The sequence below is a fragment of the Ruegeria sp. CL5 genome (assembly GCF_056536485.1).
The window spans coordinates 279,065-304,865 of the sequence record NZ_JBQFPS010000002.1; the positions used below are offsets into that span (position 1 = coordinate 279,065).

The window sequence follows — 25,801 nt, forward strand, 5'->3', positions numbered from 1 at the left end:
GGCTGTTGCATGAAGCCTTGACTTTGCGAGCGGTTTCTCGTATAGGTTGTGTCATGCTAGAAGAAGTGGGCAACGGCCCCGGGGTGACCCGGTGGCCGTTTTTCATTTCTCTCGTGCGGAAAAACTCACGCATGAGGTCAAGACGCAAACATGACTTTGATTACCCCGGAAGAGCGGATTTCTCAGACGGCTGATTTGTTGCAGTCGCTCGAAAGGTCCATTCGCGATCTGCGCCAGGCAGCGGAAGAACTGCGAAAACAGATCAGTGCCGGGGAGGGTGCAGACCTTGCCGGAACAGGCAAGCAACTGGGTCAGCTAGAGGGGCTGATCCGCAGTTGCCAGAAAGTGGAGACAAGCTTTGTCGAACAACATCACAGACAAGCCGGAATTGTCCAAGGGGGCTATGCGCTCGACCTTGATCGGGCACGATCTGAGATCGGGTGCAGGCTGGCTCGCCTCCGCGCCTGCTGCGGTGCAGGACAGATTTCTGAGTGAGATCGGGGAGGGGGGGCTGTGCGCCCTCCCTTTCCTGTTCGAGTTCTGGGCGCTGCCGCATCAGTTGCCGCCCGAGGGCGACTGGCGGTCATGGGTGATCATGGGCGGGCGCGGGGCGGGCAAGACGCGGGCCGGGGCCGAATGGGTTCGGTCGATGGTCGAGGGGTCATTGCCATCGGACAAGGGTGAAGCCTGTCGTGTTGCTTTGGTCGGGGAGACCTTTGATCAGGTGCGTGATGTGATGATCTTTGGCGATAGCGGGATTTTGCAATGCTCTCCGCCGGATCGGCGACCTGTCTGGAAGGCATCCGAGCGCAAACTGGTCTGGCCCAACGGGGCCGAGGCGCAGGCGTTTTCGGCGCATGATCCCGAGGGACTGCGCGGCCCACAGTTCGATGCGGCCTGGGTGGATGAGTTGGCCAAGTGGAAGAAGGCGGGCGAGACCTGGGATATGCTTCAATTTGCGCTGCGCTCGGGGAATCGGCCTCGGGTTTGTGTGACCACCACGCCGCGCAATGTGACGGTTTTGAAGGAGCTTCTGGCATCGCCTTCAACGGTACAAACCCACGCACCAACTGAGGCGAACCGGGCTAATCTGGCGGATTCGTTTCTGGACGAGGTGCGCGCGCGGTACGCGGGTACACGGCTGGGGCGGCAGGAGTTGGACGGGGTGTTGCTGTCGGATGCTGAGGGCGCGTTGTGGACGGGTTCGATGCTAGAGGCGGCGCGCTGTGCGCAGGTGCCTGCATTGGATCGCATCGTCGTCGCGCTGGACCCGGCGGTGACGGCGGGGTCGGATGCGGATGCCTGTGGGATTGTGGTCGTGGGTGCTCAGGTGCAGGGGCCACCGGAGGAGTGGCGCGCCTATGTGCTGGCCGACCGGACTGTGCAGGGCGTTGGCCCAGCTGGTTGGGCGCGGGCGGCGATTGACGCGATGGATGAGTTCGGGGCCGAACGGCTGGTGGCCGAGGTCAATCAGGGCGGGCAACTGGTGGAAGAGGTCGTGCGGCAGGTAGACCCTCTGGTGCCTTATCGCGCGGTGCGGGCGTCGCGCGGCAAGGTCGCGCGGGCCGAGCCCGTTGCAGCCCTGTATGAGCAGGGGCGGGTGAGCCATGTCGCCGGGCTGGACGCGCTGGAGGAGCAGATGTGCCAGATGACCGCGCGTGGTTTCGAGGGGCAGGGTTCGCCCGACCGGGCCGACGCGCTGGTCTGGGCGCTGCATGAGCTGGTTGTGGGGCCCGCGGGGGCGTATCGACGGCCGAGGGTGCGGAGTTTATGAGCACTCTTAGGGTTGCTCTACAAACAATCATGCTCCGCCTAGAGAATTGATCTTTCGCAGGGCGCATTCAGGTTCAGGACATTGGGTGCTCTTGATTCCAACTGTCCTCGTATTCGCCGAGCAACCGGGACAGCGCCAGCAGAGAAGAAAATAGCCTTGCGTGGACATCTGGTGACATCATTGTTTTGTAGTCATCAAGCAGCTGTACAAGAACGACTACGTTGGAGGCAAACACCTCGTAGACGTGTTTGTCAGCAGCAGTCGGTTCATTGGTCCAGTTATTGTTCGTATCGGGGTGTCCGGAAGGTGCAGGTTCGTTTTCATTCATGGGGTGGCCTCTTCAATTTGAAGCACACGTGGGGGCATGTGAAACGCAGACAATTGCCGTGGCACGAAATCACAAGAACTTGGCGGCGATTGCAAAGTAATTGGGTTAAATGTTCAGCGAGCTGCTAAACCTTGCAATCGGCCAAGCTGGGGTCAGGGGCAGGGCTCGCCTGACCGGGTCGATGCTCTGGTCTGGGCGTTGCATGAGCTGGTGGTAGGGCCTGCGGAGGCGTATCGGCGGTCCAGGGTGCGGAATTTGTAAAGCCATACATGCGAGGAATAGCGAGAAGGTCGCAGATCTCGTTTCAAATCAAGAGAGAGTGTAGGGTCTTTTGTGTCGGGGTTCTTATGACTGAGCCGGAGAGACACTATGGAACCTACTGTTTCACAAGAAGAACTGGACGCTGGGCGTGGCTATGAGGAGCTGTTTGTGCCCGCATTGTTTGCGCCGTGGCCCCCACATTTGGTGAAATCCGCCGGAGTCCAAGCTGGCCAGCAGGTTTTGGACATTGCATGCGGCAGCGGTGTTCTGGCGCGGCACTTGTTATCATTGGTCGGCGATGCAGGCCATATAACCGGACTCGATCCAGCGCCAGGGATGATTGCGACTGCGCGAGAGGTTGAGCCGCGCATTGACTGGGTTTTGGCCGGTGCAGAGGATACCGGGTTGGAGAGTGGCGTTTTTGACGCCGTACTCTCTCAGTTCGGCATTATGTTTTTCCAAGATCGTAATCAGGCGGCACGCGAGATGTACCGTGTGCTCAAGCCGGATGGAGTGGTTTCAGTAGCTGTTTGGAATGATCTGGATCACAATCCGGCCTATCATGCGATAATCAAACTTCTGGAGTCGGAAATCAGCAGGGCAGCCGCAGATGCCCTGAGATTACCTTACTCGTTGGGAAGATCTGAAAAGGTCGCGTCAGTCTATGAAAAGGCTGGCTTCATGGACATCTCAGTTACCAACAAAATCGAGCCGGCGAGGTTCACAAGCGCCAGAATTATGGTTGAGGCAGATTTGCGCGGATGGTTGCCTCTGTTTGATATTCACCTGAGTGAAGAGAAAATCGCGAGTGTCTTAGCTTGTGCAGACGACGCTCTTGCAGAGTTCCGCGCGGTCAACGGCGAAGTCGTATTTCAGGCGTCAGCTTATATTGTCAGCGGCAGGAAACCCTGATTGGTTGTTGGTCCGCTTCCGTTGCCCATCCCCCGTACGCCCCATTCCCGAGGCTTAAACTTCTTTCCCTCATAACTCCTTTCAACAAGCCGGGCAGAGCGGCGGCAGAAAGGAGCACAGATGGTATTCGATTTCTTGCGTCGTGGATCGGCTGAGGCAGCGCCCGAGGTGAAGGCGAGCGCGGCGGGGCCTGTGGTGGCGTGGCAGACGGGAGGGCGCGTGGCGTGGAGCCCTCGGGACACGATCTCGCTGACGCGGACGGGGTTTTCGGTGAACCCGGTGGGGTTTCGCTCGGTCAAGCTGATTGCTGAGGCGGCGGCGGCTCTGCCTCTGGTGTTGCAGGATCAAGCGCAGCGGTTTGATACTCATCCGATCCTGTCGTTGATGCGCCGTCCGAATGCGGCGCAGGGGCGGGCGGAGTTGATGGAGGCCTTGTTTGGGCAGTTGCTGCTGTCGGGCAATGCCTATGTCGAGGCGGTTCAGGCCAAGGAAGGCTTGCCGGTTGAGCTGCATGTTTTGCGCTCGGATCGGATGAGCGTGGTGCCCGGGGTGGATGGGTGGCCCAAGGCATATGATTACGCGGTGGGCGGCAAGAAGCACCGGTTTGCAGCGGAAAACATCTGTCATATCAAGTCGTTCCATCCGCAGGATGACCACTATGGGTTCTCGCCCATGCAGGCGGCGGCGATGGCGATCGATGTGCATAACAGCGCGTCTCGCTGGTCGAAATCGCTGCTCGATAATGCGGCGCGGCCTTCGGGGGCGCTGGTTTGGAAAGGCGGTGATGGTCATGGGGTGATGGCCGAGGATCAGTTCCGGCGTCTGTCGGATGAGATCGAGCAGAACTATCGCGGGGCGCGGAATGCTGGCCGTCCGATGGTTCTGGAAGGGGGGCTGGATTGGAAGCCGATGGGGTTCTCGCCGTCCGATATGGAGTTTCAAAAGACCAAGGAAGCCGCCGCCCGCGAGATCGCGCTGGCATTTGGGGTCCCGCCGATGCTGCTGGGGATCCAGGGCGACGCGACCTATTCGAACTATCAGGAGGCCAACCGGGCGTTTTACCGCCTGACCGTGCTACCTCTGGTGACGCGGGTGGCGGCGGCGGTGTCGGATTGGTTGGCGGTCTTTACCGGCGAGGAACTAGTGCTGAAGCCCGATCTGGATCAGGTGCCTGCGCTGTCTGCGGAACGCGATGCGCAATGGGCGCGGGTCAATGGGGCTGATTTTCTGAGCGATGCCGAGAAACGCGCGTTGCTGGGGCTGCCGGAGCGTGCGGATGGGTGACGGGTATCCTCCGTTCGATTGCGCGCCGGGCCTGCGTCTGGCCGCGCATGAGCGGGTGGCCGAGATCCAGCACGCGCATCTGTGTCGGCGGTTGGATCAGATCGAAGAGATGATGGAACGGTTGGAGAAGCGGTTGTGGCTGACAGTCTATGGCGTGGCGGCAGTGATTTTGGCGCAGGCGTTTCAGTCCTTCCTTGCGATAACACCATAATGTCAGTGGGTTGCATGGAGAAGTTCATGGATTTGGAGCATAAATTCGCACGGTTCGGAGACGGGTTGTCGGTGACCGAGGATGCGGTGATCGAAGGTTACGCCAGCCTGTTCGGGCAGGTCGATCAAGGCAGCGATGTGGTGCAACGCGGGGCGTATCGCGACTCGCTTGAGGGGCTCAAGGCCGCTGGCCAGCGGGTTAAGATGCTGTGGCAGCATGATCCGGCGCAGCCCATCGGCGTCTGGGATGACGTGCGCGAGGACGACACCGGCCTGTGGGTCAAAGGGCGTCTGCTGGAGAGCACGCAGAAGGGCCGTGAAGCGGCGGAGCTGATCCGGGCGGGCGCGATGGATGGCCTGTCGATTGGCTATCGCACCAAACGGGCCGTGAAGAATGACAAGGGCCAGCGGGTCCTGACCGAACTGGAGCTGTGGGAGGTGTCTTTGGTGACTTTCCCGATGCTGCCCAGTGCGCGGGTGGCGGCGAAGGGTTTTGAGCCTGATGTCGAGAACACCTGGCGCAGTATTGCCGAGGTGTTTGATCACGCCCGGCAGGAGCTGGCGCGGACCTAGCGCCTCAACCCCCCAAAAAGGAAGTGCTGATGAGCAAGACCGAGATCCCGGCCTTGACCGGAGAGGGTGCGCCCCTGGTTCAGGAGGTGAAGCAGGCGATGGCTGGCTTCGTGAATGAATTCAAGGGTCTGAAGACTGAAGTTAAAACCAAACTACAACAGACAGAAGAGCAACTGACCATGCTGGATCGTAAATCAACCATCGCGGCGCGTCCGCATCTTGCGGCCTCGATCGAGGACGGTGCCCCGCATCAAAAGGCATTCGACGCCTATGTGCGTTCGGGTGAGGATGATGGACTGCGTGGGCTGGAGATTGAGGCCAAATCGCTTTCGACAGCGGTTAACAGCGATGGTGGCTATCTGGTCGATCCGCAGACCGCTGAGATGATCAAGTCGGTGTTGAATTCGACCGCTTCGATCCGTTCGATTGCGTCGGTGGTGAATGTCGAGGCGAACTCGTTCGACGTGCTGATCGACCACACCGATGTGGGCGCGGGTTGGGCGGATGAGAATTCGGCCACGGCTGAAACGTCGACTCCGTCGATTGACCGTATTTCGATCCCACTGCACGAGCTGAGCGCATTGCCCAAGGCGTCGCAGCGCCTGTTGGATGACAGTGCGTTCGATGTCGAAGGATGGCTGGCCGGTCGTATCGCCGACAAGTTTGCACGCGCTGAGGCGGCTGCGTTCATCAATGGCGATGGTGTGGACAAGCCCAAGGGTATCCTAACCCACCGCACGATGGAGAATGGCAGCTGGGGCTGGGACAGCCTGGGTTATGTCGCGTCGGGCATTGATGGCGGCGTTGATGCGGACGCCATTGTGGATGTGGTCTATGCGCTGGGTGCGCAGTACCGGGTGAACGGCACTTTCGTGATGAACTCGAAAACCGCCGGTGTGATCCGCAAGCTGAAGGACAGTGATGGCCGCTTCCTGTGGTCGGATGGTCTGGCTGCGGGTGAGCCTGCGCGTCTGATGGGGTATCCGGTGCTGATTGCCGAGGACATGCCGGATGCGGGCACTGACAGTTTCTCGATTGCCTTTGGTGACTTCCAGGCGGGCTACACCATCGCCGAGCGTCCCGATCTGCGTGTGCTGCGCGATCCGTTCAGCGCCAAGCCTCACGTCCTGTTCTATGCGACCAAGCGCGTGGGCGGCGACGTCAGCGACTTTGCCGCGATCAAGCTGGTGAAATTCGGTACCGCCTAGGCGGTGACGGATCCGGGGGGCTCTGCGCCCCTCGGGCGGCGGGCGCGGGCCGGGGTGAGATCGCCCGCGTTGTCTAGCTGCTCCCCTCCGTCCGAGCAACGTGGGGCGGCGCGTGCCCGTCATTTTCCTGAAGTGGCCCCGGAGGGGTCCGAGATTGCGGAGTGAATGGATGATGTTGATCGAAGAAACCGCCATCGCGGATGCGGCGCTGCCGGTGGATCAGTTCAAGGCGCATCTGCGGCTGGGTACGGGGTTTGCCGAGGGCAATGTGCAGGACGAAGTGCTGCGGGGTTTTCTGCGCGCAGCCATTGCGGCGATAGAGGCGCGCACTGGTAAGGTGCTGATCCAAAGGGAATTTTCATGGAGCCTGAACGGCTGGCGTGACACTGCAGGTGAAGTGCTGCCGGTGGCCCCGGTGGTCTCGGTGGCTGCGGTCACGTTGACAGATGCAGCAGGGACCGAGACGGTTGCGGACTCGGCGGCTTACCGGTTAGAGCGCGACACGCAGCGCCCTCGGCTGCGTCCGGTTGGATCCTGCTTGCCAAAGGTGCAAACCGGCGGTTCGGTCACGATCGCCTTCACGGCTGGAATGGCTGCGGATTGGGGCGGATTGCCCGCTGATCTGGGTCAGGCGGTGCTGTTATTGGCTGCGCACTATTACGAATATCGCGATGAGACGGCGCTGGGCGCGGGGTGCATGCCCTTTGGCGTCACCAGCCTGATCCAGCGCTATCGCACAGTGCGCTTCGGCGCAGGGGTGACGCAATGAGTGCGCCGCGACTGAACCGCAAGCTGGTGCTGGAGGCTCCGGTACGCAGCGCTGACGGCACGGGGGGCTATACCGAGACATGGGCCGCTTTGGGCGCGCTTTGGGCCGAGGTGACGGCGCGCAGCGGCTCGGAACGGGCTGTTGGCGGTGCCTCGGTTTCGCGGGTTGGCTATCGCATCGTGGTGCGGGGTGCACCCAAGGGATCATCAATGCGGCCTACGCCTGATCAGCGCTTTGTCGAAGGAACGCGCCGGTTTGTCATCCGCGCGGTGGCCGAGCGTGATGGGCGCGGCCATTTCCTGACCTGTTTCGCAGATGAAGAGGTGGCGGCATGAGCTATGGCGTTGCAGCCGCTTTGCAGGCGGCGGTGTTTCAGCAATTGGCGGGCGATGCGCAGGTCAGCTCCCTGTCGGGCGGGGCAATCTATGACGCGGTACCCTCAGGGGTGTTGCCACAGACCTACGTGACCTTGGGGCCGGAGGAGGTGCGCGAGGCGTCGGACCGATCCGGTTCGGGTGCGGTGCACCGGTTCACGGTCTCGGTGGTGTCCGAAGCGGCGGGCTTTGGCGCGGCCAAGACACTGGCCGGTGCGGTCTGCGATGCGCTGGAAGGGGCGGCTCTGACTTTGGATCGTGGTCATCTGGTGGGGTTGTGGTTCGAGCGTGCCAGCGCCCGACGTACGGGAACCGGCGGCGCGATCCGCCAGATCGATCTGAGATTCCGCGCCCGCGTGGAAGATGACTAAGCAATCAACGGAGAGAGCATATGGCTGCCCAGAACGGAAAAGACCTTTTGGTCAAAGTGGATATGAACGGCACCGGCCTGTTCGAGACCATCGCGGGCTTGCGTGCCACGCGGATCAGCTTCAACGCGGAAAGCGTGGATGTCACCAGCCTGGAAAGCCAGGGCGGGTGGCGTGAGCTGCTGTCAGGGGCGGGGGTCAAATCAGCCTCGATCTCGGGCTCAGGCGTGTTCAAGGACGCGGGCACGGATGAAAGGGCGCGACAGCTGTTTTTTGACGGTGAGACACCCGGTTTTCAAGTGATCATCCCCGATTTCGGCATTGTCGAAGGGCCGTTTCAGGTCAGCAGCATCGAATATGCGGGCTCGCATAACGGTGAGGCGACCTATGAGATGAGCATGGCAAGCGCCGGTGCGCTGAGCTTTACGGTGCTCTGATGGCCAATCCGTGGACGGGTGAGGTGGCGCTGACCATCGATGGGGAGCAGCGGGTGCTCAAGCTGACATTGGGTGCTTTGGCGGAATTGGAACAAGAGCTGCAGGCCGGGTCTCTGGTTGAGCTGGTGCAGCGGTTTGAAGGCGGGGCTTATTCCAGCGGTGATGTGCTGGCCCTGCTTGTCGCTGGGTTGCGGGGCGGCGGAGCGCAGGTCACACGCGATGATCTGCTGCATGCCGAGATTGAGGGCGGGCCGATGGCGGGGGCCAAGGCGGCGGCTGAGTTGCTGGCGCAGGCCTTCATGGTGCCCGAGTGAGCGGGTTCGATTGGCCAGTACTGATGCGGGCCGGGTTCCTCGGCCTGCGTCTAACGCCGGACCAGTTCTGGCGTCTGACCCCGGTCGAGCTGCGGCTGATGCTGGGGCAATGCGCGGGGATGCCTTCGATGAACCGTGCGGGCCTGGATGCCTTGCTGGTGGCCTATCCGGACAAAGAACAAGGAGAGCGTGATGACGGATCGTGATGGTTTTGACGACCTGCAAGAGCGGGGAGAGGCGCTGGGCGATGCGCTTGGGGATGCCGCCACCATGGCCTCGGCGTTTGATGGTCAGATGCGGCGGATCAGGGCCGCGTTTGAAGAGACCGGAAAGGATGTGGCCACGCTGGAGCGTGGGATGTCCGGCGGGCTGCGTAAGGCGTTCGATGGTGTGGTGCTGGATGGGATGAACCTGTCAGGCGTGCTGGATGTGCTGAAGAATTCGATGATCCGCACCGCCTATTCGGCGGCGATCAAGCCGGTGACAGATCATTTCGGAGGCATGCTGGCCAATGGGGTGGGCGGTTTGGTGCAGGGCATTTTGCCCTTTGCCGATGGCGGCAGTTTTTCCCAAGGCAGGGTGATGCCGTTTGCCAATGGTGGCGTCGTCAGCAGCCCGACCATGTTCCCGATGCGCGGCGGCACCGGGTTGATGGGTGAGGCGGGCCCAGAGGCAATCATGCCGCTGGCGCGCGGCGCGGATGGCAAGCTGGGCGTGCGGACGCAAGGCGGGGGAAGGGCGGTGAATGTGGTGATGAATATCTCCACGCCCGATGTGCAGGGGTTCCGCCGCTCTCAAGGGCAAATCGCGGCGCAGATGAGCCGGGCCTTGGGTCGCGGCAATCGCAACAGATAAGGGGAGCAGGTGATGAATTTCCACGAGGTGAGATTTCCCGCCAGCCTGAGCTTTGGCTCGGTAGGGGGACCGGAACGGCGCACAGATATTGTGACGCTGACCAACGGGTTTGAGGAACGCAACACCCCCTGGGCGCATTCGCGCAGGCGCTATGATGCCGGGCTGGGGATGCGGTCGCTGGACGATGTCGAGACGTTGATCTCGTTCTTTGAGGCGCGGCAGGGGCAGATGTTTGGGTTCCGCTGGAAGGACTGGTCGGACTTCAAGTCGGGCGCGGCGACGGCCGAGGTCGATAAGGGCGATCAGGTGATTGCGCGCGGCGACGGTGAGACGTTCGAGTTTCAGCTGGTCAAGACCTACAGCTCGGGCGGGTTCAGCTATGTGCGGCCGATCCTGAAGCCGGTGCTGGGGACCGTGACACTGGGGCTGGATCAGGATGTGCAGCGCGAGGGGGTGGATTTTGAGGTCGATCTGGCATCCGGGCGTGTGACGTTTACCGCACCGCCACTCGAGCAGGTCGAGATTACGGCAGGGTTCGAGTTCGATGTGCCGGTGCGGTTTGATACCGACAAGATTCAGACAAGCGTCACCAGCTTTCAGGCAGGCGACGTGCCGAATGTGCCGGTTGTCGAGGTGCGGGTCTGATGAGCGGGGACAAACAGGCGCTGCAGGCGCATTTGCAAATGGGCTTGACCACGACCTGCCGCTGCTGGGCGATTACGCGCAGCGACGGGCAGACTTTTGGTTTTACCGATCATGACATGGAGCTGCGCTTTGACGATCTGGTGTTCAAAGCCAGCACCGGCCTGACCGCTGCGGCGATCGAGCAGGCAACTGGCCTGTCGATCGACAATACCGAGGCCATGGGCGCGCTGTCTGATGCCTCGGTCCGCGAAGAGGATATCGAGGCGGGGCGTTTCGACGGGGCTGAGGTGCGGGCCTGGCTGGTCAATTGGGCCGATCCAGAGCAGAGGATGCTGCAGTTTCACGGCTCGATTGGTGAGTTGCGGCGCGCAGGCGGGGCGTTTCATGCGGAACTGCGCGGATTGACCGATCTGCTGAACCGGCCATTGGGGCGGATTTACCAGAAGCCCTGCACGGCTGTGCTGGGCGACAATGACTGCCGGTTTGCCCTTGAGACACCAGGCTATCGTGCCGAGGCCGTAATTGCCTCATTGGATGGTGCGGCGTTGCGTTTGCAAGGCGCGGAGAGTTCTGACGCAGGGTGGTTCGAGCGTGGCAGGCTGGATGTGCTTGATGGTGCCGCACAGGGTCTTTGGGCTTCAATCAAACTGGATGAACCGGCGCGAGATGGGCGCGACGTTACGCTGTGGTCGTCGATTGGCGGCGGGCTGGCGGTTGGGGACCGGGTTCAGTTGACCGCAGGGTGCGACAAACGCATGACCACTTGCCGGTTGAAGTTCAACAACATGTTGAATTTTCAGGGCTTCCCCGACCTGCCGCACGAGGACTGGGTCATGGCCGTGCCCAAGCGAAGCAGTCAACACAAAGGGGGGAGTCGGCGGTGATGCGGAATAAGGAAGAAATCGTTGAAGAAGCGCGGGCGTGGCTGGGTACGCCCTACGTGCATCAAGCGTCTGTCTGTGGGGCCGGGGCGGATTGCCTGGGCCTGCTGCGGGGCGTTTGGCGCGCCGTGATGGGACATGAGCCCGAGACGGTGCCGGTCTACAGCATGGACTGGTCCGAGCCACAGGGAGAGGAACGCATGTGGGCTGCGGCCCGCCGCCATCTCATCGAGAAATCGCCCGAGGATATAACCTCCGGGGATGTTTTGCTGTTTCGGATGCGGAATGCGGCGGTGGCCAAGCATCTGGGCATTGTCAGCGCGCCTGATCCGGTGCGATTCATCCATGCGTACACCGGGCATGGCGTTGTTGAAAACACGCTGAGCGAGCCTTGGCGTCGCCGCGTGGTTGCTTGTTTCGAATTCCCGCTGGAGGACCTCTGATGGCTACAATAGTTCTGTCTGCCGCCGGAGCCGCAATTGGAGGCTCGATCGGGGGCTCGGTCGCAGGGCTGTCGACAGCTGTGATTGGTCGTGCGGTGGGGGCGACACTGGGGCGGGTGATTGACAACCGGCTGATGGCCAGTCAGTCCGTCATGGGGGGCGGCAGTGAGGTCGTTGAAACCGGACGCCTGGATCGCTTCCGTCTGACCGAGACCGGCGAGGGTGCGACCGTCGCGACAGTCTATGGCCGGATGCGTATCGGCGGACAGGTCATCTGGGCATCGGATTTTCTGGAAACCCGCTCTACATCGACCTCGACACAAACTTCGGGCGGTGGTGGCGGGGGCAAAGGGAAGCCCAAGCCCGTTGAGGTGACGACGACAACCACCACCCATAGCTACAGCTATTCGGTTTCTCTGGCGATTGCCGTGGGCGCGGGCCAGGTCGCGGATATCACACGCGTCTGGGCCGATGGCGATGAGGTCGAGCGCCAAACGCTGAATATGCGGATTTATCGTGGGGATCACGATCAATTGCCCGATCCACTGATTGAGGCGGTTGAAGGCACAGGCACGGTGCCTGCCTATCGCGGTACGGCTTATGTGGTGATCGAAGATCTAGCGCTGGGTCCTTTTGGCAACCGTGTACCGCAATTCTCATTTGAGGTGGTACGGCAAGAACAAAACGAGATGCCGGATGCCGCAGACGCGCTGTCTCGGATCATCAAAGGTGTGGCGCTGATGCCGGGAACAGGCGAGTACGCGCTGGCTTCATCTCAAGTCAATTACACCAAGGGCCGGGGCCGCAGTTGGGCGGCGAATGTCAACTCGCCGTCGGGCAAGTCCGATCTGGTGACATCGACGCGGGCGCTGGGCAAAGAGCTGCCGGGGTGCGAGGCAGCGTCGTTGATCGTGTCGTGGTTCGGCAATGATTTGCGCTGCGGAGAATGCCAGATCCGCCCCAAGGTCGAACGCAAGAATATTGAGGGCGCAAACATGCCCTGGAGTGTTTCGGGTCTGTCCCGAACTGTGGCACGGCAAGTGAAATGGCAAGATGGGCGCCCGATCTATGGCGGCACCCCGGCTGATGCGGCGGTGGTGCAGGCGATCCGGCATCTGAAGAATTCGGGCAAACGAGTCATGTTCTATCCGTTCATTCTGATGGAGCAATCAGAGGGCAACGGCCTGCCTGATCCATGGTCTGATGATTTTGATCAGCCGCATTTGCCGTGGCGGGGGCGGATCACGTTGGATGTGGCTCCGGGACGGCCGGGCTCACCGGATCAAACTGCTGATGCGGATGCCCAAGTGGCGGCGTTCTTTGGTACTGCGCGAGCGTCACATTTCTCGACCAGCGGCAGCAAAGTGACCTATCGTGGCCCAAGTGAATGGGGATTGCGGCGGTTCATTTTGCACTATGCGGCCCTGTGCAAGGCCGCGGGTGGTGTGGAGTCCTTCTGCATTGGGTCCGAGATGCGCGGGCTGACACAAATCCGCGGTGCGTCGGGCTTTGCAGCAGTTGCCGAGTTGCGGGAATTGGCTGCGGAGGTGCGTACGATATTGGGGCCGGAGACCAAGATCGGCTATGCCGCCGACTGGACCGAGTATTTCGGGTATCAACCGCAGGATGGCACCGGTGACCGGTATTTTCACCTTGATCCGCTTTGGGCTGATGAGAACATCGATTTTGTCGGCATAGACAATTATATGCCGCTGTCCGACTGGCGGGATGGCGCCTCGCATCTGGACGCTGAGGCGTCGAACGGGTCGATCTATGACCTCGACTATCTGCGTGGCAATATCGAAGGCGGTGAGGGGTATGATTGGTATTACGCTTCACCCGAAGAGGCCGAAGCGCAGATACGAAGCCCGATCACCGATGACGCCAATGGCGAGCCATGGGTTTGGCGGTACAAGGATGTGCGCAACTGGTGGGGGAACCGACATCACGAACGGATCAACGGCACCCGGCAGGAGACCCCTACGGATTGGGTGCCTGGAGCTAAGCCGATCTGGTTTACAGAACTGGGATGCGCGGCCATCGATAAGGGCACGAACCAGCCGAACAAGTTCCTGGACCCGAAATCGTCGGAATCGTATTTACCGAACTATTCCAATGGGTTGCGAGACGACTTTATCATGGTCCAGTACCTCCGGGCCGTTCTGGGCTATTGGAGCGATCCTGAGATCAACCCAGTCTCGGACATCTATGAAGGCCGGATGGTGGACATGTCGAACGCCTTTGTCTGGGCCTGGGATGCACGACCCTTCCCAACCTTTCCAAACCTGCAGTCGCAGTGGTCTGACGGAGACAACTACGCGCGCGGGCATTGGCTGAACGGGCGGTCCGGGTCTCGGACATTGGCCTCGGTCGTGACAGAAATCTGTCACAAGGCGGGGGTGACAGCCATCGATGTCTCAGAGCTGTATGGCGTGGTGCGCGGCTATGCGGTCGAAGAGGTGATGAACGCCCGGCAGGCTTTGCAACCGCTGATGCTGCGCTATGGGTTCGACGCGATCGAGCGAGACGGGGTGCTGAAGTTCAGAACCCGGGATGGGCGTCAGGCTGTAAATCTGGATCCCGAGCAAATCGCGATCAGCTCGGATATCGATGGACCGGTGGAACATCGCCGCGAGGCAGAGGCTGAGATGACAGGGCGTGTCCGTTTACGGTTCGTCCAATCGGATGCCAACCATGATGTCGTCGCGGAAGAGGCCGTCTTGCCCGATGACAGAACCCATTCGGTCGCCGTCAACGAAATGCCTCTGTCGATGACCCGCGCTGAGGGGCGTCAGACGGTCGAACGCTGGCTGAGCGAATCCCGCATCTCGCGCGAGACGGCGCGCTTTGCTCTGCCGCCCTCGCTGCTGCATGTCGGGGCTGGCGATGTGGTTCGTTTGCCGGATGCTGGGGACGGAACGCTATATCGGATTGACCGGCTGGAACAGGCCGAGATGCAATTGGCCGATGCAGTACGGATTGAACCCGGCGTCTATACGCCGTCCGACGTGCTAGACGATGTAGCTGCGGCCAAACCGTTCATCGCGCCGGTGCCTGTCTTACCGGTGTTCATGGACCTGCCGCTGATCACCGGATCCGAAGCGCCCCATGCACCTTATCTTGCAATCTCGGCCGAGCCGTGGCCCGGCAGCGTGGCCGTCTATTCAGCCCCACAGGATGAGGACTATACGCTGCATCAGGTGATCGCAGGGCAGGCGGTAATCGGATTCACCGAGACACCGCTGCGGCGCGCTGAGGCCGGGCTCTGGGATGAAGGGGCTGCGCTGCGGGTCAATCTCATCGATGGCGTGTTGGAGTCTCGTCCACGCTCAGCGTTGTTGAGTGGTGCTAATCTGGCCGCCATCGGGGACGGAACGCCCGGCAATTGGGAAGTGTTCCAGTTTTCCGAAGCCGACCTGCAGGAGACCGGCGTGTATAACCTGTCAGGCCGCCTGCGCGGACAGTTGGGTACGGATGCCTTGATGCCCGATATCTGGCCAGAAGGGTCAACCTTTGTGCTGCTGGATGAACGTGTTTATCAGACCGGATTGCTGCGCACCGAACGGCGCGTGGCCAAGCATTACCGCATCGGCCCGGCTACGCGCGGCTATGAGGACCCGGCCTATGAGCATCTGGTCGAAGCGTTCGACGGCAATGGGCTGAGGCCTTATTCGCCGGTGCATTTGCGAGTCTCTGTGACGGGCTCGGGCGACGACATCTCTTGGGTGCGCCGGACACGGATCGATGGCGATGACTGGGGCGGGCTCGAAGTGCCCTTGGGTGAAGAAAGTGAGGTATATCTAGTTCGCGTGTTCGCCGAAGGCGCTTTGCTGCGCGAGACGGTTACTAGTGCTCCGGTCTGGCAGTATTCCGCCGCGATGAAGTTCGACGATGGGCTGAGCGGAGCTTACAACATCGCGATCGCGCAAGTCTCAGCCACTTATGGGCCCGGTGCGTTTGCACATCTTTCGGTAGGCTAAGACACTGTGAGACCGGTCCTGCACGGAGATATCAGCGCAGCGGCGCGGGCTTTGCTGGCTGCGCCGCTCACTGACCGCGATCAGTTGAGCACCCTTTTGATCTCTGCGGCCGAACTGGCAGATCAGCACGTCGCCAGAACGGGTCGGCTGCATCCGGTTTACGGAAATGGCTCACTAATGGCTGCTGCACGCAGTCGACCGCTGGCAGATGAACCAAGTTTCGATGATCTGCAATATTGCCAGTGTTTCGAGATGATTCTGCTAAAACTGATCCGGTTTCAAATTAAGCAGTCGCGCAGCTAACACATTTGGATGCGGCAAGGTCCAATTTTAGCCGACCGTGGGCAATTTCCTCGCCGCAATCTTCGCAATAGCCAAACTCGTCCTCTTCCATCCGGACAAGCGCAGCCTGAAGACGATGAACTTCGGTGTTCCGCCGAACCTGCTGGGCTTTCGCCATCGCCTGATTTTGAAGGGCATCCATTCGGCTAAGTCGACCAACTGCCTGTTGATCCAGTTCCACAATCGATTGAGCTTCTTGACCAGCTGCGGATTGCGTGGCCAGATCGCTAAGGCGCTTGTGGATGAGTTGCCGGAATTGCTCCAGTTCAGCTGAGTTCATTTTTTGTTGCACTGTGCATCAAGGGTTTGCGTTTGGCGTTTTTGCCACTAGATGGCTATTCTAAGCGCAGCAAAGGATGAAAAGCCATGTTCGAAACGCGCAGCCAAGTGACGCCGGTGGATCCCGTTTGGGACCGCATAACCTCTGAAGCCCACGCGGCGGTTGAAAAAGAGCCGCTGATGGGCGGGTTGGTGCATGCCTGTATACTGCATCACCGCAGCCTGGAACGGGCGCTTTCCTATCGGATCTCGGCCAAGCTGTGCTCGAACGAGATGTCGATGATGGTCCTGCGCGAGATTGTGGACGAGGCCTATACCGACGACAAGGCACTGCTCGAAGCCGCGCGGGCCGATCTGATGGCAGTCTATGAGCGCGATCCGGCCTGCCACCGCCTGCTGCAGCCGATTCTGTATTTCAAGGGCTATCAGGCGATGCAGGCCTACCGTGTGGCCCATTGGCTTTGGAAGAAGGGACGGCATGATCTGGCCTATTTCTTCCAGATGCGCTCATCCGAGATTTTCGGGATCGATATCCATCCCGCCGCGCGGATTGGTAAGGGCATCATGATTGACCATGCGCATTCCATCGTGATCGGTGAGACTGCCGTTGTGGGTGACAATGTCTCGATGTTGCATTCGGTGACGCTGGGCGGGACCGGCAAGGAAGAGGAACAGCGCCATCCCACAATTGGTGATGGAGTTCTGATCGGAGCTGGTGCCAAGGTTCTGGGCAATATCGAGGTCGGCCATTGCAGCCGTATCGCTGCGGGTTCTGTGGTGCTGCAGGAGGTTCCACCGTGCACGACGGTTGCAGGCATTCCCGCTAAGATCGTGGGCGAGGCCGGGTGCGATCAGCCGTCGATCTCGATGGATCATATGCTGGGGAAAGACCAGTAAATCTGAATGAATAGACGAAAAAGGCCGCCTCGGGGTTCGAGGTGGCCTTTTTTGTGCGTATTCCGGTTGGCTTAGGCCAACATGACCATCGGGTTTTCCAGATTGTCGACGATGGCTTGCAGCAGCTGAGCGCCAAGCGCGCCATCGATGACCCGGTGATCGACCGACATGGTGACTGACATGACGGTTGCGACTGTCAGTTCTCCGTCCTCGCCCACGATAGGTTTCTTAAGGCCGGTACCAACTGCGAGAATACCGGCATGCGGCGGGTTCACGATGGCGTCGAAATTGTCGATGCCGAACATGCCAAGATTCGAGACCGCGAAGGTGCCGCCTTGATATTCATGCGGTGCCAGCTTGCGTTCGCGGGCGCGGCCTGCAAGATCCTTCATCTCGGTCGATAGGGCAGATAGCGACTTGGTGTCGGCGTCTTGCAGGACCGGTGTGAACAGGCCTCCCTCGATCGCAACCGCGACAGCCACGTCCGATGGTTTCAGTTGCAGCACCCGGTCACCCGCCCAGACGGCGTTGCATTCGGGAACCTGTTGCAGCGCGTTGGCGACGGCCTTGATAATGAAGTCGTTGACGCTGAGCTTCACACCCCGACCTTCCAACTGCTTGTTCAAATGGCTGCGGAACTTGAGCAGCGCGTCGAGCTTGATGTCCCGGCGCAGGTAGAAATGCGGGATGGTCTGTTTGGCCTCAGACAGACGCGCGGCGATGGTCTTGCGCATACCGTCGAGTTTGATCTCTTCGTATTCGCGACCTTCATACATCTTGGCCACAGCGTCTGCCGATGGGCCTGCAGGTGCAGCGGCGGCTGGGGCGGCCGCAGCAGCAGGCGCTGGTGCCGCTGCAGGTGCGGCTGTGGCGCTTTCCACATCGGCTTTGACGATACGACCATGCGGACCAGAACCTGAGATTTGTGCCAGATCCAGGCCTTTTTGTGCGGCAATCCGACGAGCAAGGGGGGAGGCGAAGATACGACCGCCATCCGCTTTGGCCGGCGCTGCCGGGGCGGGGGCGGGCGCCTCGGGTGCCGCTGGTGCGGCAGCCTCGTTGCCCGCTGCAGCTGCTGGCGCAGCCGCAGGAGCAGCGGCAGGCGTGGCCGCGATATCATCAGCGCTTTCGCCATCTTCCAGCAGAACCGCGATGGCGGTGTTGACCTTGACGCCTTCGGTGCCCTCGGGGATCAGGATTTTGCCGATGGTGCCTTCGTCGACTGCCTCAAATTCCATAGTGGCCTTGTCGGTTTCGATCTCGGCCAGCAGGTCACCGGACGAGACGGTATCGCCTTCCTTGACCAGCCATTTTGCAAGGGTGCCTTCCTCCATCGTCGGGGACAGGGCAGGCATCAGGATTTCGGTGGGCATTTCAGCGCTCCTCAATCAGAGTAATTTGGTCAAAGGGCGCTTTGGGGCGCCCGGTGCCGCGTGCGAGCGTCGCAATCGCAGCCTCGATTTTATCTTTGTTCTCCGCCATCCAGACATAGGCGGTCTGGTGCGAGGGGCGCGCGCCGATCAACCGCATATCCGCCGCAAGCCGTTCGGGCACAAGCGCCCGCACGGTCCGGTCATCGAGATCGATCTCGACACGGTAGCATTCGGTTGCTGGATCGCGGCCCCTGATCTCCATTACCGGTAGGTCACCTGTTTCACCGCCGCGATCACCTCATCAGTGGTGATCAGCGCCAGCTTTTCGAGGTTCGCTGCATATGGCATCGGAACATCTTTGCCGGTGAGGGTGATGACCGGTGCGTCGAGATAATCGAACGCTTCCTGCATCACGACCGAGCTGATGTAGCTACCAACGGAACCTTGCGGCCAGCCTTCTTCGACGGTCACAAGACGGTTGGTTTTCATCACCGAGTTGATGATCGCGCCGGTGTCCATCGGGCGGATAGTGCGCAGGTCGATCACCTCGGCGCTGATGCCGTCCTCGGCCAGCTTGTCGGCGGCCTCTAGCGCATATTGCATGCCGATGCCGAAGCTGACGATGGTCACGTCCGAGCCTTCGCGCCAGATGCGGGCCTTGCCCAGCGGGATGGTAAGGTCATCCACTTGCGGCACGTCGAAGGAGCGGCCGTAGAGGATTTCGTTTTCAAGGAACACAACCGGGTTCGGATCACGGATGGCCGATTTCAGCAGGCCTTTGGCGTCGGCTGCGGAATAGGGCATCACCACCTTGAGGCCAGGCACCTGCATGTACCACGCGGCGTAGTCCTGGCTGTGCTGAGCAGCCACGCGGGCGGCGGCACCGTTGGGGCCACGGAACACGATGGGACAACCCATCTGACCGCCAGACATATAAAGCGTCTTGGCGGCAGAGTTGATGATCTGGTCAATCGCCTGCATGGCAAAGTTGAAAGTCATGAACTCTACAATTGGTTTCAATCCGCCAAAGGCCGACCCAACCGCGATACCGGCAAAGCCGTGCTCAGTGATCGGAGTGTCGATGACACGCTTGGCGCCGAACTCATCGAGCAGACCTTGGGAGATTTTATACGCGCCCTGATATTCGGCGACTTCCTCGCCCATCAGATAGACATCTTCATCACCGCGCATTTCTTCGGCCATCGCATCGCGGAGTGCTTCGCGGACGGTTTCGGACTTCATCTCTGCATCTGCGGGCCAGTCGGGCGACAGGTCGACCACCGGCGCAGCAGGGGCAGTGGCAGAAGTGGGGGCCTCAACCGCCGCTGGGGCGGCCTCGGTCACCACAGCGGCTGCGGGTGCAGCCGCGGGCAGGGCCGAGGCGTCTTCGCCTTCTTCCACAAGCACGGCGATAGGGGTGTTCACTTTGACCCCTTCTGTGCCTTCAGCGATCAGGATTTTGCCGACGATGCCTTCATCAACGGCCTCAAACTCCATCGTCGCCTTGTCGGTTTCGATCTCGGCCATGATGTCGCCGGAAGATACGGTGTCGCCTTCCTTAACCAACCATTTGGCCAGTGTGCCCTCTTCCATCGTGGGCGAAAGGGCGGGCATGAGAATTTCGGTTGCCATGTCTTATTCGTCCTCTCAGGCGTAAATGTCAGTCCAGAGCTCATCCAGCGACGGCTCGGGGCTTTCTTTCGAGAATTCAGCGGCTTGATTGACGATTTCTTTGATTTCTTTGTCGATCGCCTTCAGGTCATCCTCGGTCGCATGTTTGCCGGTCAGAAGCAGTTCGCGCACGTGTTCGATCGGGTCGCTTTGTTCGCGGACCTTCTGAACCTCTTCACGCGTGCGGTATTTCGCTGGGTCCGACATCGAATGGCCGCGATAGCGGTAGGTTTTGACCTCGAGGATGTAGGGACCTTTGCCAGCGCGGCAGTGGGCGACGGCCTTCTCACCAGCAGCTTTGACCGCCAGAACGTCCATGCCATTGACGATCTCGCCGGGGATGCCGAACGCCTCGCCCCGATGGTAGATGTCTTTGGTTGAGGTCGAACGCGTCTGCGACGTGCCCATGGCGTATTGGTTGTTCTCGATCACGAAAACAACCGGCAGATCCCAGATCGCCGCCATGTTGAACGTCTCATAAACCTGGCCCTGGTTGGCCGCGCCATCACCGAAATAGGTGAAGGTTACGCCACCGTTTTCCTTGTACTTGTCGGCGAAGGCCAGACCTGCGCCCAATGGCACCTGAGCGCCGACGATACCGTGGCCACCATAGAAGTGTTTCTCTTTCGAGAACATGTGCATCGAGCCGCCTTTACCTTTTGAAAGGCCACCTTCGCGACCAGTCAATTCGGCCATAACACCACCTGGGTCCATGCCACATGCCAGCATATGTCCGTGATCGCGGTAGGAGGTAATCCGCTTGTCGCCTTCTTTGGCGGCAGCCTCGAGGCCCACAACGACGGCTTCCTGCCCGATATAAAGGTGGCAGAACCCTCCGATCAGACCCATTCCATAGAGTTGACCTGCCTTCTCTTCGAATCGGCGGATCAGAAGCATCTCGCGGTAGTAGGTTTTAAGTTCTTCCGCAGAAACATTTGGTTTCTTTGTGGTTTTTCGCGCAGCCATCGTGGCGATCTCCCCCTCTCGGACAGATAGTTTAGCGTTAAACTATCTCATAAAGCATTTCGCGCGTTCTGGCGAGTACAAATGTGACGCGGGGGGGGGGGGGAGCCTTCGTTTCGGTGGCAGAAAATCTTAGAAGATGAATTAGGGTGAGTGATTTTTCTGTAAAAAACCCTGTGCCTGGGCGTGATCAGCGAATGACAATTTCATCGGCGCGGATCATGCCGAGGATAGATCGTGCCTGCTGATCCAGCAGGTCGAGGTCCAGATAAGTATCAGACAGACGACGGGTCATATTTTCCATTCGCACGATCTCAGCCTGAAGCAGAGTAAGGTCGCGGGACAGCGCGTCACGTTCCGCTGCAATTTCCACACGTCGGAATAAGCCATAATCCCCCTGCACGGCGGCAAAGGTGAAATAGACGCCTAACATAAAGGCGACCGAGTAGAATGCGAATGCCCCAAGACCGGGTCGATAGGAACGGGTCACCGTGTAAACCACCGTAGAACGAACTGCCTCAAAACGTGCCCTTAGCGGGCATCTGCCTGCACTATGTCACAGGTGATTCGGCTTGTGAATCCCCTGTGAGCAAAAAGATCAGATCTGGGGATTGGCTACTTACCGAACCAGAGCGGCGACGCCTGGCAGGGCCTTGCCTTCCATCCATTCCAGGAACGCACCACCTGCGGTGGAGATATAAGAAAATTCAGCCGCTGCACCCGATGCGTTCAGCGCGGCTACCGTGTCACCTCCACCCGCGACAGAGGTTAGTTTGCCATCTCGGGTCAAAGCCGCGGCTTGCAGCGCGGCGGCATTGGTGGCGGCGTCGAACGGGGTCAGCTCGAACGCGCCTAGCGGGCCGTTCCAGATCAGAGTCTGGCTTTTCTCCAGCACCTTGGCCACGGCTTCGACGCTTTCGGGGCCAGCGTCCAGTATCATGGCGTCGGCAGGGCATTGATCCGCGGGCAGAACCTGATGCGGTGCGTTTGCCTCGAATGCCTCGGCTACCACGATGTCGCGCGGCAGGACGATCGTGCAGCCTGTAGATTCGGCTTTGCTCAATATCTCGGTGGCCGTGTCGGTCATGGCGTGTTCGGCCAGAGATTTTCCGACGTCGATCCCTTTGGCCACCAGGAAGGTATTGGCCATCCCTCCGCCGATTACGAGGTAATCGACCTTCTCGATCAGGTTGCCTAACAGGTCTAGTTTGGTTGACACTTTCGCGCCACCGACAACGGCAGTGACGGGGCGATTGGGTGCACCCAAGGCAGCCTCAAGCGCGCTGAGTTCCTGTTGCATCAGACGACCGGCGCAGGCCGGTAGCTGGCGGGCAAGTGCTTCGGTCGAGCTGTGCGCGCGGTGGGCGGCCGAGAAGGCGTCGTTGCAATAGACATCGCCCAGTTTTGCCATGCCTTCAGCAAGGGGCAAGCTGTTCTTGGTTTCTTCGGCATGGAAACGGGTGTTTTCCAATAGCAGTACCTCGCCTGCACCCAGCGATGCTGCGGCAGCTTCGGCCTCAGGACCGACGCAATCATCGGCGAACCGAACCGGTGTGCCAAAGGCGGTCTCGAGCGCCGGGACCAATTGCCTGAGAGACATCTCGGCGACGCGTTCGCCTTTCGGCCGACCGAAATGGGCCAGCAGGATCGGCTTGCCGTTTGCGGCGAGGATATCGCGCACGGTTGGCACGATGCGCTGAATGCGGGTGTCATCCGTGACCACACCATCCGCGACGGGCACGTTGATATCCACACGTACCAGAACCCGTTTGCCGTTCAGTTCCATATCGTCCAGAGTTTTCCAGCCCATCGCTTCTATCCTTGCCCATTACATCCAGTTTCAGGCGGTTCTTTTCCTGCATTTTGCCTTAAGGTCAATGCGTCACTTGGCATTCGCGCGTCTGCGTCATAGGTATTTGCGCAAGTTTCAAAGACAGGAGGGCCAGATGGCCGAGATCAAAGACCCCGAAAACACGATCATCATCGAGCTGAAAGACGGCAATGTCGTTATCGAGCTGCTACCCGACGTGGCACCTCAGCACTCGGCCCGCATGAAAGAGCTGGCGCGTGGTGGCGAATATGACAACGTTGCCTTCCACCGTGTGATCGACGGGTTCATGGCGCAAACCGGTGACGTACAGCATGGCGACATGGAAGACGGTTTCAACATTCGTATGGCAGGCACTGGCGGATCGTCGCTGCCGAACGTACCTGCCGAGTTCTCGAAGCTGCCCCATGATCGCGGCACTTTGGGCGCGGCACGCTCGGCCAACCCGGATTCGGCCAACTCGCAGTTCTTCATCAACTTCAAGGACAACCATTTCCTGAACGGTCAGTACACCGTGTATGGTCGTGTCATCGATGGAATGGAGCATGTGGATGCCATCGTTCGTGGCGAGCCGCCTGCGAGCCCTGACCGGATGATCAGCGTGAAGGTGGCCGCCGATGCATAAGCTGGCTGCTGCATTCGTCATGTTGGCCAGCCCTGCGCTGGCGACAGGCCTTGAGATCGAAATCGAAGGGGAGGGGGCGAATGGCACCGTTACGGTCGACCTCTTCGAAGACCTTGCACCAAAGCATGTCGAGCAGATTACCGCTCTGGCCGCTGACGGTCAGTATGATGGCGTTGTGTTTCACCGCGTGATTGATGGCTTCATGGCTCAGACCGGTGATGTGCAACATGGCCGCGCTGGCGCGGACATGCGTCGCGCCGGAACAGGTGGGTCAGATCGCCCAGACCTGCCTGCTGAGTTCTCGGACTACAATTTTGACCGGGGCGTTGTCGGCATGGCACGGGCACAGGATCCCAACAGCGCAAACTCGCAGTTCTTCATCATGTTCGAGCCCGGTCCGTTCCTGAACGGCCAATACACCGTCGTTGGCCAAGTTACCGACGGGATGGATGTAGTCGATGCGATCAAGCGCGGCGACGGCCCTAACGGTGCTGTTATCGGTCAGCCCGATGCGATGAAAAAGGTCACCGTGACCGAATGAACGAAAAAAGCCCCGGCTCGCGACAGCGGACCGGGGCTTTCAGAAACGGACCGATCAGTCGTCGGACGACATCGCGCGCCAGATCAGCGCGCCAATTGCGCCGCCAATCAGGGGCGCCACCCAGAACAACCAAAGCTGAGCTAATGCCGGACCGTCGGCAAACAGAGCCACGCCAGTTGACCGGGCAGGGTTTACCGAGGTGTTCGTCACTGGAATCGAAATCAGATGGATCAGCGTCAGCCCCAACCCGATGGCAATCGGCGCGAATCCTGCCGGAGCACCGCTGGATGTTGCCCCCAAAATGATCACGATGAAGAAGGCCGTCATGACGATTTCGATTACCAACGCGGACATCATCGAATACCCTTCGGGTGAGGCCTCGCCATACCCGTTCGAGGCAAACCCTCCCACACCTTCAAAACCCGGCGCTCCGCTGACGATTAAATAGAGCACGGCTGCTGCCGCGATGGCTCCGATCACCTGAGCGATCCAATAAGGGATCAGATCTTTGGCGTCGAACCGCCCGCCTATCATTAGGCCAAGGCTGACTGCCGGGTTGAAATGCCCGCCCGAGATATGACCGACCGCAAAGGCCATGGTCAGCACCGTCAGGCCGAAAGCGAATGAAACGCCCAGCCAGCCGATACCCACATCGGCCACACCTGCGGCCAGTACCGCGCTGCCGCAGCCGCCAAGCACAAGCCAGAAGGTGCCAAAGAATTCAGCCATGAGTTTTGATGACATGAAAAGTCCTCCAGAAAACAATGGCTTTTAGTCTAATTCAAAAAGTGCGTTTTGTGAAACTAACGTCTACGGAGAATTTTTCAGGCTTTTCTTCAGCGCCTAAAAACTATCCGGTGCGTCCGTAGAACGTTTGGCGTGCGCTTTCTGACAAAGAAATGCCGGGTTCGGTGTTATAGGCAAGCACCGCAAGGATGCGGGTTTGTTCGCCCTCGTTTGGGGCAACCCGGTGGATCGAGTTCCGGCCACGAAAAAACACCAAAGTTCCAGCCTCGGCGTATAGCTGATTAACTTGGGTACGGCCATCAAGGATGTCGCCAACCGCGTCAAAGCTCATTTCACCGGCATCTGCATCGCGCACATCACGGACATACTCAAAGGAACCGCCCTGTTCAGGCGGTTGAACCATCAGCGTGATCGCGAAAGAGGAATTGTCAAAATGCCATCCCAGCTCTTGCCCTTGTTCGGCAAAATGTAGATTTATTGACGACAATGGATCGGCGTATTCAAACAGGGCTTCTTCTTCCAGCACGTCGCACAGAAAGGCGCGGAATGCATCGGAATCGTATAGCGCACGAAGGGCAGAAGTCTCGGGAATCTGATCATCGGTCAAGCAACCCTTTGACGAGGTCACCAGCCGGTTGCGCGGGTGTTCCGGGTTATAGGCGGGGTCCTTCGGGCTGAGGTAGACCGTGTGCTTCTCGGTCTTGGCATATACCTTATCTTTGTTTGCCAGGCCATCTGCCCGAATGGAGGATATCGCGCTCTCGGTAATGAAACCCGGCATCTCCAGCACACCGTCACGCTGATAGCTCTGTCTGAGCGTTGCGCGAAAGCCAGGGTCCTCGATCGGGTAGGTGGTGAGATCAACAATATCGGCCAGTTCCATTGGACCTCCATGCCATTGAGTGCATTGTTCCCAATT

The 25,801-nt window shown here is 59.9% G+C and carries 33 protein-coding genes; 23 read left to right on the plus strand and 10 right to left on the minus strand.

Translation table 11 applies throughout. The features are described from left to right. Window positions 1-150: 150 nt before the first annotated feature. Both ACR0IU_RS05035 and ACR0IU_RS05040 read left to right on the plus strand, forming a co-directional pair. Window positions 151-495 (plus strand): hypothetical protein, encoded by a 345-nt coding sequence (locus ACR0IU_RS05035; protein WP_480715465.1) that lies wholly within the window; start codon window positions 151-153, stop codon window positions 493-495. Next, window positions 404-1,774 (plus strand): DNA-packaging protein, encoded by a 1,371-nt coding sequence (locus tag ACR0IU_RS05040; RefSeq protein WP_480715466.1) that lies wholly within the window; start codon window positions 404-406, stop codon window positions 1,772-1,774. The genes ACR0IU_RS05035 and ACR0IU_RS05040 overlap by 92 nt, the downstream gene beginning before the upstream one ends. A gap of 73 nt (window positions 1,775-1,847) precedes the next feature. Here the strand turns inward: ACR0IU_RS05040 and ACR0IU_RS05045 are convergent, their stop codons facing one another. Continuing rightward, window positions 1,848-2,102, minus strand: a complete 255-nt coding sequence (locus tag ACR0IU_RS05045; RefSeq protein WP_480715467.1) for a hypothetical protein — start codon at window positions 2,100-2,102, stop codon at window positions 1,848-1,850. 369 nt (window positions 2,103-2,471) lie between these two features. Here ACR0IU_RS05045 and ACR0IU_RS05050 point away from each other — a divergent pair, with 369 nt between their 5' ends. The 17 genes from ACR0IU_RS05050 to ACR0IU_RS05130 all read left to right on the plus strand — a co-directional run bounded on the left by ACR0IU_RS05050 (window position 2,472) and on the right by ACR0IU_RS05130 (window position 15,919). Continuing rightward, on the plus strand, window positions 2,472-3,275 hold the full coding sequence (locus ACR0IU_RS05050; protein ID WP_480715468.1) for a methyltransferase domain-containing protein: 804 nt from the start codon (window positions 2,472-2,474) through the stop codon (window positions 3,273-3,275). Between the two features lie 120 nt (window positions 3,276-3,395). After that, the gene (locus tag ACR0IU_RS05055; RefSeq protein ID WP_480715469.1) at window positions 3,396-4,559 is read left to right on the plus strand and encodes a phage portal protein; all 1,164 of its coding nucleotides are present in this window, start codon (window positions 3,396-3,398) and stop codon (window positions 4,557-4,559) included. Further along, the gene (locus tag ACR0IU_RS05060) at window positions 4,552-4,770 is read left to right on the plus strand and encodes a GTA head formation protein, RCAP_rcc01685 family (RefSeq protein WP_480715470.1); all 219 of its coding nucleotides are present in this window, start codon (window positions 4,552-4,554) and stop codon (window positions 4,768-4,770) included. The genes ACR0IU_RS05055 and ACR0IU_RS05060 overlap by 8 nt, the downstream gene beginning before the upstream one ends. A 26-nt stretch (window positions 4,771-4,796) precedes the next feature. After that, a complete protein-coding gene (locus tag ACR0IU_RS05065; protein WP_480715471.1) occupies window positions 4,797-5,342 on the plus strand; it encodes an HK97 family phage prohead protease in 546 nt (181 codons plus the stop codon). A gap of 29 nt (window positions 5,343-5,371) precedes the next feature. Further along, window positions 5,372-6,550, plus strand: coding sequence for a phage major capsid protein (locus ACR0IU_RS05070; protein ID WP_480715472.1), 1,179 nt, complete (start codon window positions 5,372-5,374; stop codon window positions 6,548-6,550). Window positions 6,551-6,719: 169 nt separating this feature from the next. Then, a complete protein-coding gene (locus tag ACR0IU_RS05075; protein ID WP_480715473.1) occupies window positions 6,720-7,319 on the plus strand; it encodes a head-tail connector protein in 600 nt (199 codons plus the stop codon). Further along, complete coding sequence (locus ACR0IU_RS05080; protein ID WP_480715474.1) at window positions 7,316-7,654, plus strand: phage head closure protein; 339 nt, start codon at window positions 7,316-7,318, stop codon at window positions 7,652-7,654. The genes ACR0IU_RS05075 and ACR0IU_RS05080 overlap by 4 nt, the downstream gene beginning before the upstream one ends. Continuing rightward, window positions 7,651-8,064: a DUF3168 domain-containing protein gene (locus ACR0IU_RS05085; protein WP_480715475.1), complete on the plus strand. Its 414-nt coding sequence runs from the start codon at window positions 7,651-7,653 to the stop codon at window positions 8,062-8,064. Before ACR0IU_RS05080 ends, ACR0IU_RS05085 begins: the two co-directional genes overlap by 4 nt. Window positions 8,065-8,084: 20 nt before the next feature. After that, the gene (locus tag ACR0IU_RS05090) at window positions 8,085-8,498 is read left to right on the plus strand and encodes a phage major tail protein, TP901-1 family (protein ID WP_480715476.1); all 414 of its coding nucleotides are present in this window, start codon (window positions 8,085-8,087) and stop codon (window positions 8,496-8,498) included. Beyond that, a complete protein-coding gene (locus tag ACR0IU_RS05095) occupies window positions 8,498-8,812 on the plus strand; it encodes a gene transfer agent family protein (RefSeq protein WP_480715477.1) in 315 nt (104 codons plus the stop codon). The genes ACR0IU_RS05090 and ACR0IU_RS05095 overlap by 1 nt, the downstream gene beginning before the upstream one ends. Next, complete coding sequence (locus ACR0IU_RS05100) at window positions 8,809-9,018, plus strand: rcc01693 family protein (RefSeq protein ID WP_480715478.1); 210 nt, start codon at window positions 8,809-8,811, stop codon at window positions 9,016-9,018. The genes ACR0IU_RS05095 and ACR0IU_RS05100 overlap by 4 nt, the downstream gene beginning before the upstream one ends. Further along, the gene (locus ACR0IU_RS05105) at window positions 9,005-9,667 is read left to right on the plus strand and encodes a phage tail tape measure protein (RefSeq protein WP_480715479.1); all 663 of its coding nucleotides are present in this window, start codon (window positions 9,005-9,007) and stop codon (window positions 9,665-9,667) included. Before ACR0IU_RS05100 ends, ACR0IU_RS05105 begins: the two co-directional genes overlap by 14 nt. A 12-nt stretch (window positions 9,668-9,679) precedes the next feature. After that, the gene (locus tag ACR0IU_RS05110; RefSeq protein ID WP_480715480.1) at window positions 9,680-10,312 is read left to right on the plus strand and encodes a phage distal tail protein, Rcc01695 family; all 633 of its coding nucleotides are present in this window, start codon (window positions 9,680-9,682) and stop codon (window positions 10,310-10,312) included. Continuing rightward, complete coding sequence (locus ACR0IU_RS05115) at window positions 10,312-11,196, plus strand: DUF2163 domain-containing protein (RefSeq protein ID WP_480715481.1); 885 nt, start codon at window positions 10,312-10,314, stop codon at window positions 11,194-11,196. Before ACR0IU_RS05110 ends, ACR0IU_RS05115 begins: the two co-directional genes overlap by 1 nt. Further along, the gene (locus tag ACR0IU_RS05120) at window positions 11,196-11,636 is read left to right on the plus strand and encodes an NlpC/P60 family protein (protein WP_480715482.1); all 441 of its coding nucleotides are present in this window, start codon (window positions 11,196-11,198) and stop codon (window positions 11,634-11,636) included. The genes ACR0IU_RS05115 and ACR0IU_RS05120 overlap by 1 nt, the downstream gene beginning before the upstream one ends. Further along, complete coding sequence (locus ACR0IU_RS05125) at window positions 11,636-15,616, plus strand: baseplate multidomain protein megatron (RefSeq protein ID WP_480715483.1); 3,981 nt, start codon at window positions 11,636-11,638, stop codon at window positions 15,614-15,616. The genes ACR0IU_RS05120 and ACR0IU_RS05125 overlap by 1 nt, the downstream gene beginning before the upstream one ends. Before the next feature lie 6 nt (window positions 15,617-15,622). Beyond that, window positions 15,623-15,919, plus strand: coding sequence for a DUF7742 family protein (locus ACR0IU_RS05130; protein ID WP_480715484.1), 297 nt, complete (start codon window positions 15,623-15,625; stop codon window positions 15,917-15,919). Here ACR0IU_RS05130 and ACR0IU_RS05135 read toward each other — a convergent pair. Beyond that, window positions 15,900-15,965, minus strand: a complete 66-nt coding sequence (locus ACR0IU_RS05135; RefSeq protein WP_310793658.1) for a hypothetical protein — start codon at window positions 15,963-15,965, stop codon at window positions 15,900-15,902. The two genes, ACR0IU_RS05130 and ACR0IU_RS05135, sit on opposite strands and share 20 nt — an antisense overlap. On the opposite strand from ACR0IU_RS05135, the gene ACR0IU_RS05140 reads away from it, so the two are divergent. Both ACR0IU_RS05140 and cysE read left to right on the plus strand, forming a co-directional pair. Further along, complete coding sequence (locus ACR0IU_RS05140; protein WP_480715637.1) at window positions 15,957-16,232, plus strand: hypothetical protein; 276 nt, start codon at window positions 15,957-15,959, stop codon at window positions 16,230-16,232. The two genes, ACR0IU_RS05135 and ACR0IU_RS05140, sit on opposite strands and share 9 nt — an antisense overlap. A 92-nt stretch (window positions 16,233-16,324) precedes the next feature. Further along, entirely contained in the window at window positions 16,325-17,134 is an 810-nt protein-coding gene (gene cysE / locus ACR0IU_RS05145; protein ID WP_170773206.1) for a serine O-acetyltransferase, read from the plus strand. Between the two features lie 71 nt (window positions 17,135-17,205). Here cysE and ACR0IU_RS05150 read toward each other — a convergent pair whose 3' ends face one another. From ACR0IU_RS05150 to ACR0IU_RS05175, 6 genes are all read right to left on the minus strand, one after another. Beyond that, on the minus strand, window positions 17,206-18,507 hold the full coding sequence (locus ACR0IU_RS05150; protein WP_480715485.1) for a pyruvate dehydrogenase complex dihydrolipoamide acetyltransferase: 1,302 nt from the start codon (window positions 18,505-18,507) through the stop codon (window positions 17,206-17,208). A 1-nt stretch (window position 18,508) separates the two neighbouring features. Beyond that, complete coding sequence (locus ACR0IU_RS05155; protein ID WP_010442121.1) at window positions 18,509-18,769, minus strand: hypothetical protein; 261 nt, start codon at window positions 18,767-18,769, stop codon at window positions 18,509-18,511. Next, on the minus strand, window positions 18,769-20,139 hold the full coding sequence (locus tag ACR0IU_RS05160; protein ID WP_480715486.1) for a pyruvate dehydrogenase complex E1 component subunit beta: 1,371 nt from the start codon (window positions 20,137-20,139) through the stop codon (window positions 18,769-18,771). The genes ACR0IU_RS05155 and ACR0IU_RS05160 overlap by 1 nt, the downstream gene beginning before the upstream one ends. 15 nt (window positions 20,140-20,154) lie before the next feature. Next, the gene (pdhA, locus tag ACR0IU_RS05165; RefSeq protein WP_170472215.1) at window positions 20,155-21,144 is read right to left on the minus strand and encodes a pyruvate dehydrogenase (acetyl-transferring) E1 component subunit alpha; all 990 of its coding nucleotides are present in this window, start codon (window positions 21,142-21,144) and stop codon (window positions 20,155-20,157) included. Window positions 21,145-21,331: 187 nt separating this feature from the next. After that, complete coding sequence (locus ACR0IU_RS05170; protein WP_480715487.1) at window positions 21,332-21,631, minus strand: FtsB family cell division protein; 300 nt, start codon at window positions 21,629-21,631, stop codon at window positions 21,332-21,334. Window positions 21,632-21,760: 129 nt separating this feature from the next. Further along, a complete protein-coding gene (locus ACR0IU_RS05175) occupies window positions 21,761-22,951 on the minus strand; it encodes a phosphoglycerate kinase (protein ID WP_480715488.1) in 1,191 nt (396 codons plus the stop codon). A 136-nt stretch (window positions 22,952-23,087) separates the two neighbouring features. Here ACR0IU_RS05175 and ACR0IU_RS05180 point away from each other — a divergent pair, with 136 nt between their 5' ends. Both ACR0IU_RS05180 and ACR0IU_RS05185 read left to right on the plus strand, forming a co-directional pair. Continuing rightward, window positions 23,088-23,594 carry a peptidylprolyl isomerase gene (locus ACR0IU_RS05180; RefSeq protein ID WP_170396522.1) on the plus strand — a complete coding sequence of 169 codons (507 nt, stop codon included), beginning with the start codon at window positions 23,088-23,090 and terminating at the stop codon, window positions 23,592-23,594. Continuing rightward, window positions 23,587-24,135: a peptidylprolyl isomerase gene (locus ACR0IU_RS05185; RefSeq protein WP_480715489.1), complete on the plus strand. Its 549-nt coding sequence runs from the start codon at window positions 23,587-23,589 to the stop codon at window positions 24,133-24,135. The genes ACR0IU_RS05180 and ACR0IU_RS05185 overlap by 8 nt, the downstream gene beginning before the upstream one ends. 54 nt (window positions 24,136-24,189) lie before the next feature. Here ACR0IU_RS05185 and aqpZ read toward each other — a convergent pair whose 3' ends face one another. Next, the gene (aqpZ, locus tag ACR0IU_RS05190; RefSeq protein ID WP_480715490.1) at window positions 24,190-24,879 is read right to left on the minus strand and encodes an aquaporin Z; all 690 of its coding nucleotides are present in this window, start codon (window positions 24,877-24,879) and stop codon (window positions 24,190-24,192) included. Window positions 24,880-24,985: 106 nt separating this feature from the next. Next, the gene (locus ACR0IU_RS05195) at window positions 24,986-25,765 is read right to left on the minus strand and encodes a HalD/BesD family halogenase (RefSeq protein WP_480715491.1); all 780 of its coding nucleotides are present in this window, start codon (window positions 25,763-25,765) and stop codon (window positions 24,986-24,988) included. Between the last annotated feature and the right edge of the window lie 36 nt (window positions 25,766-25,801).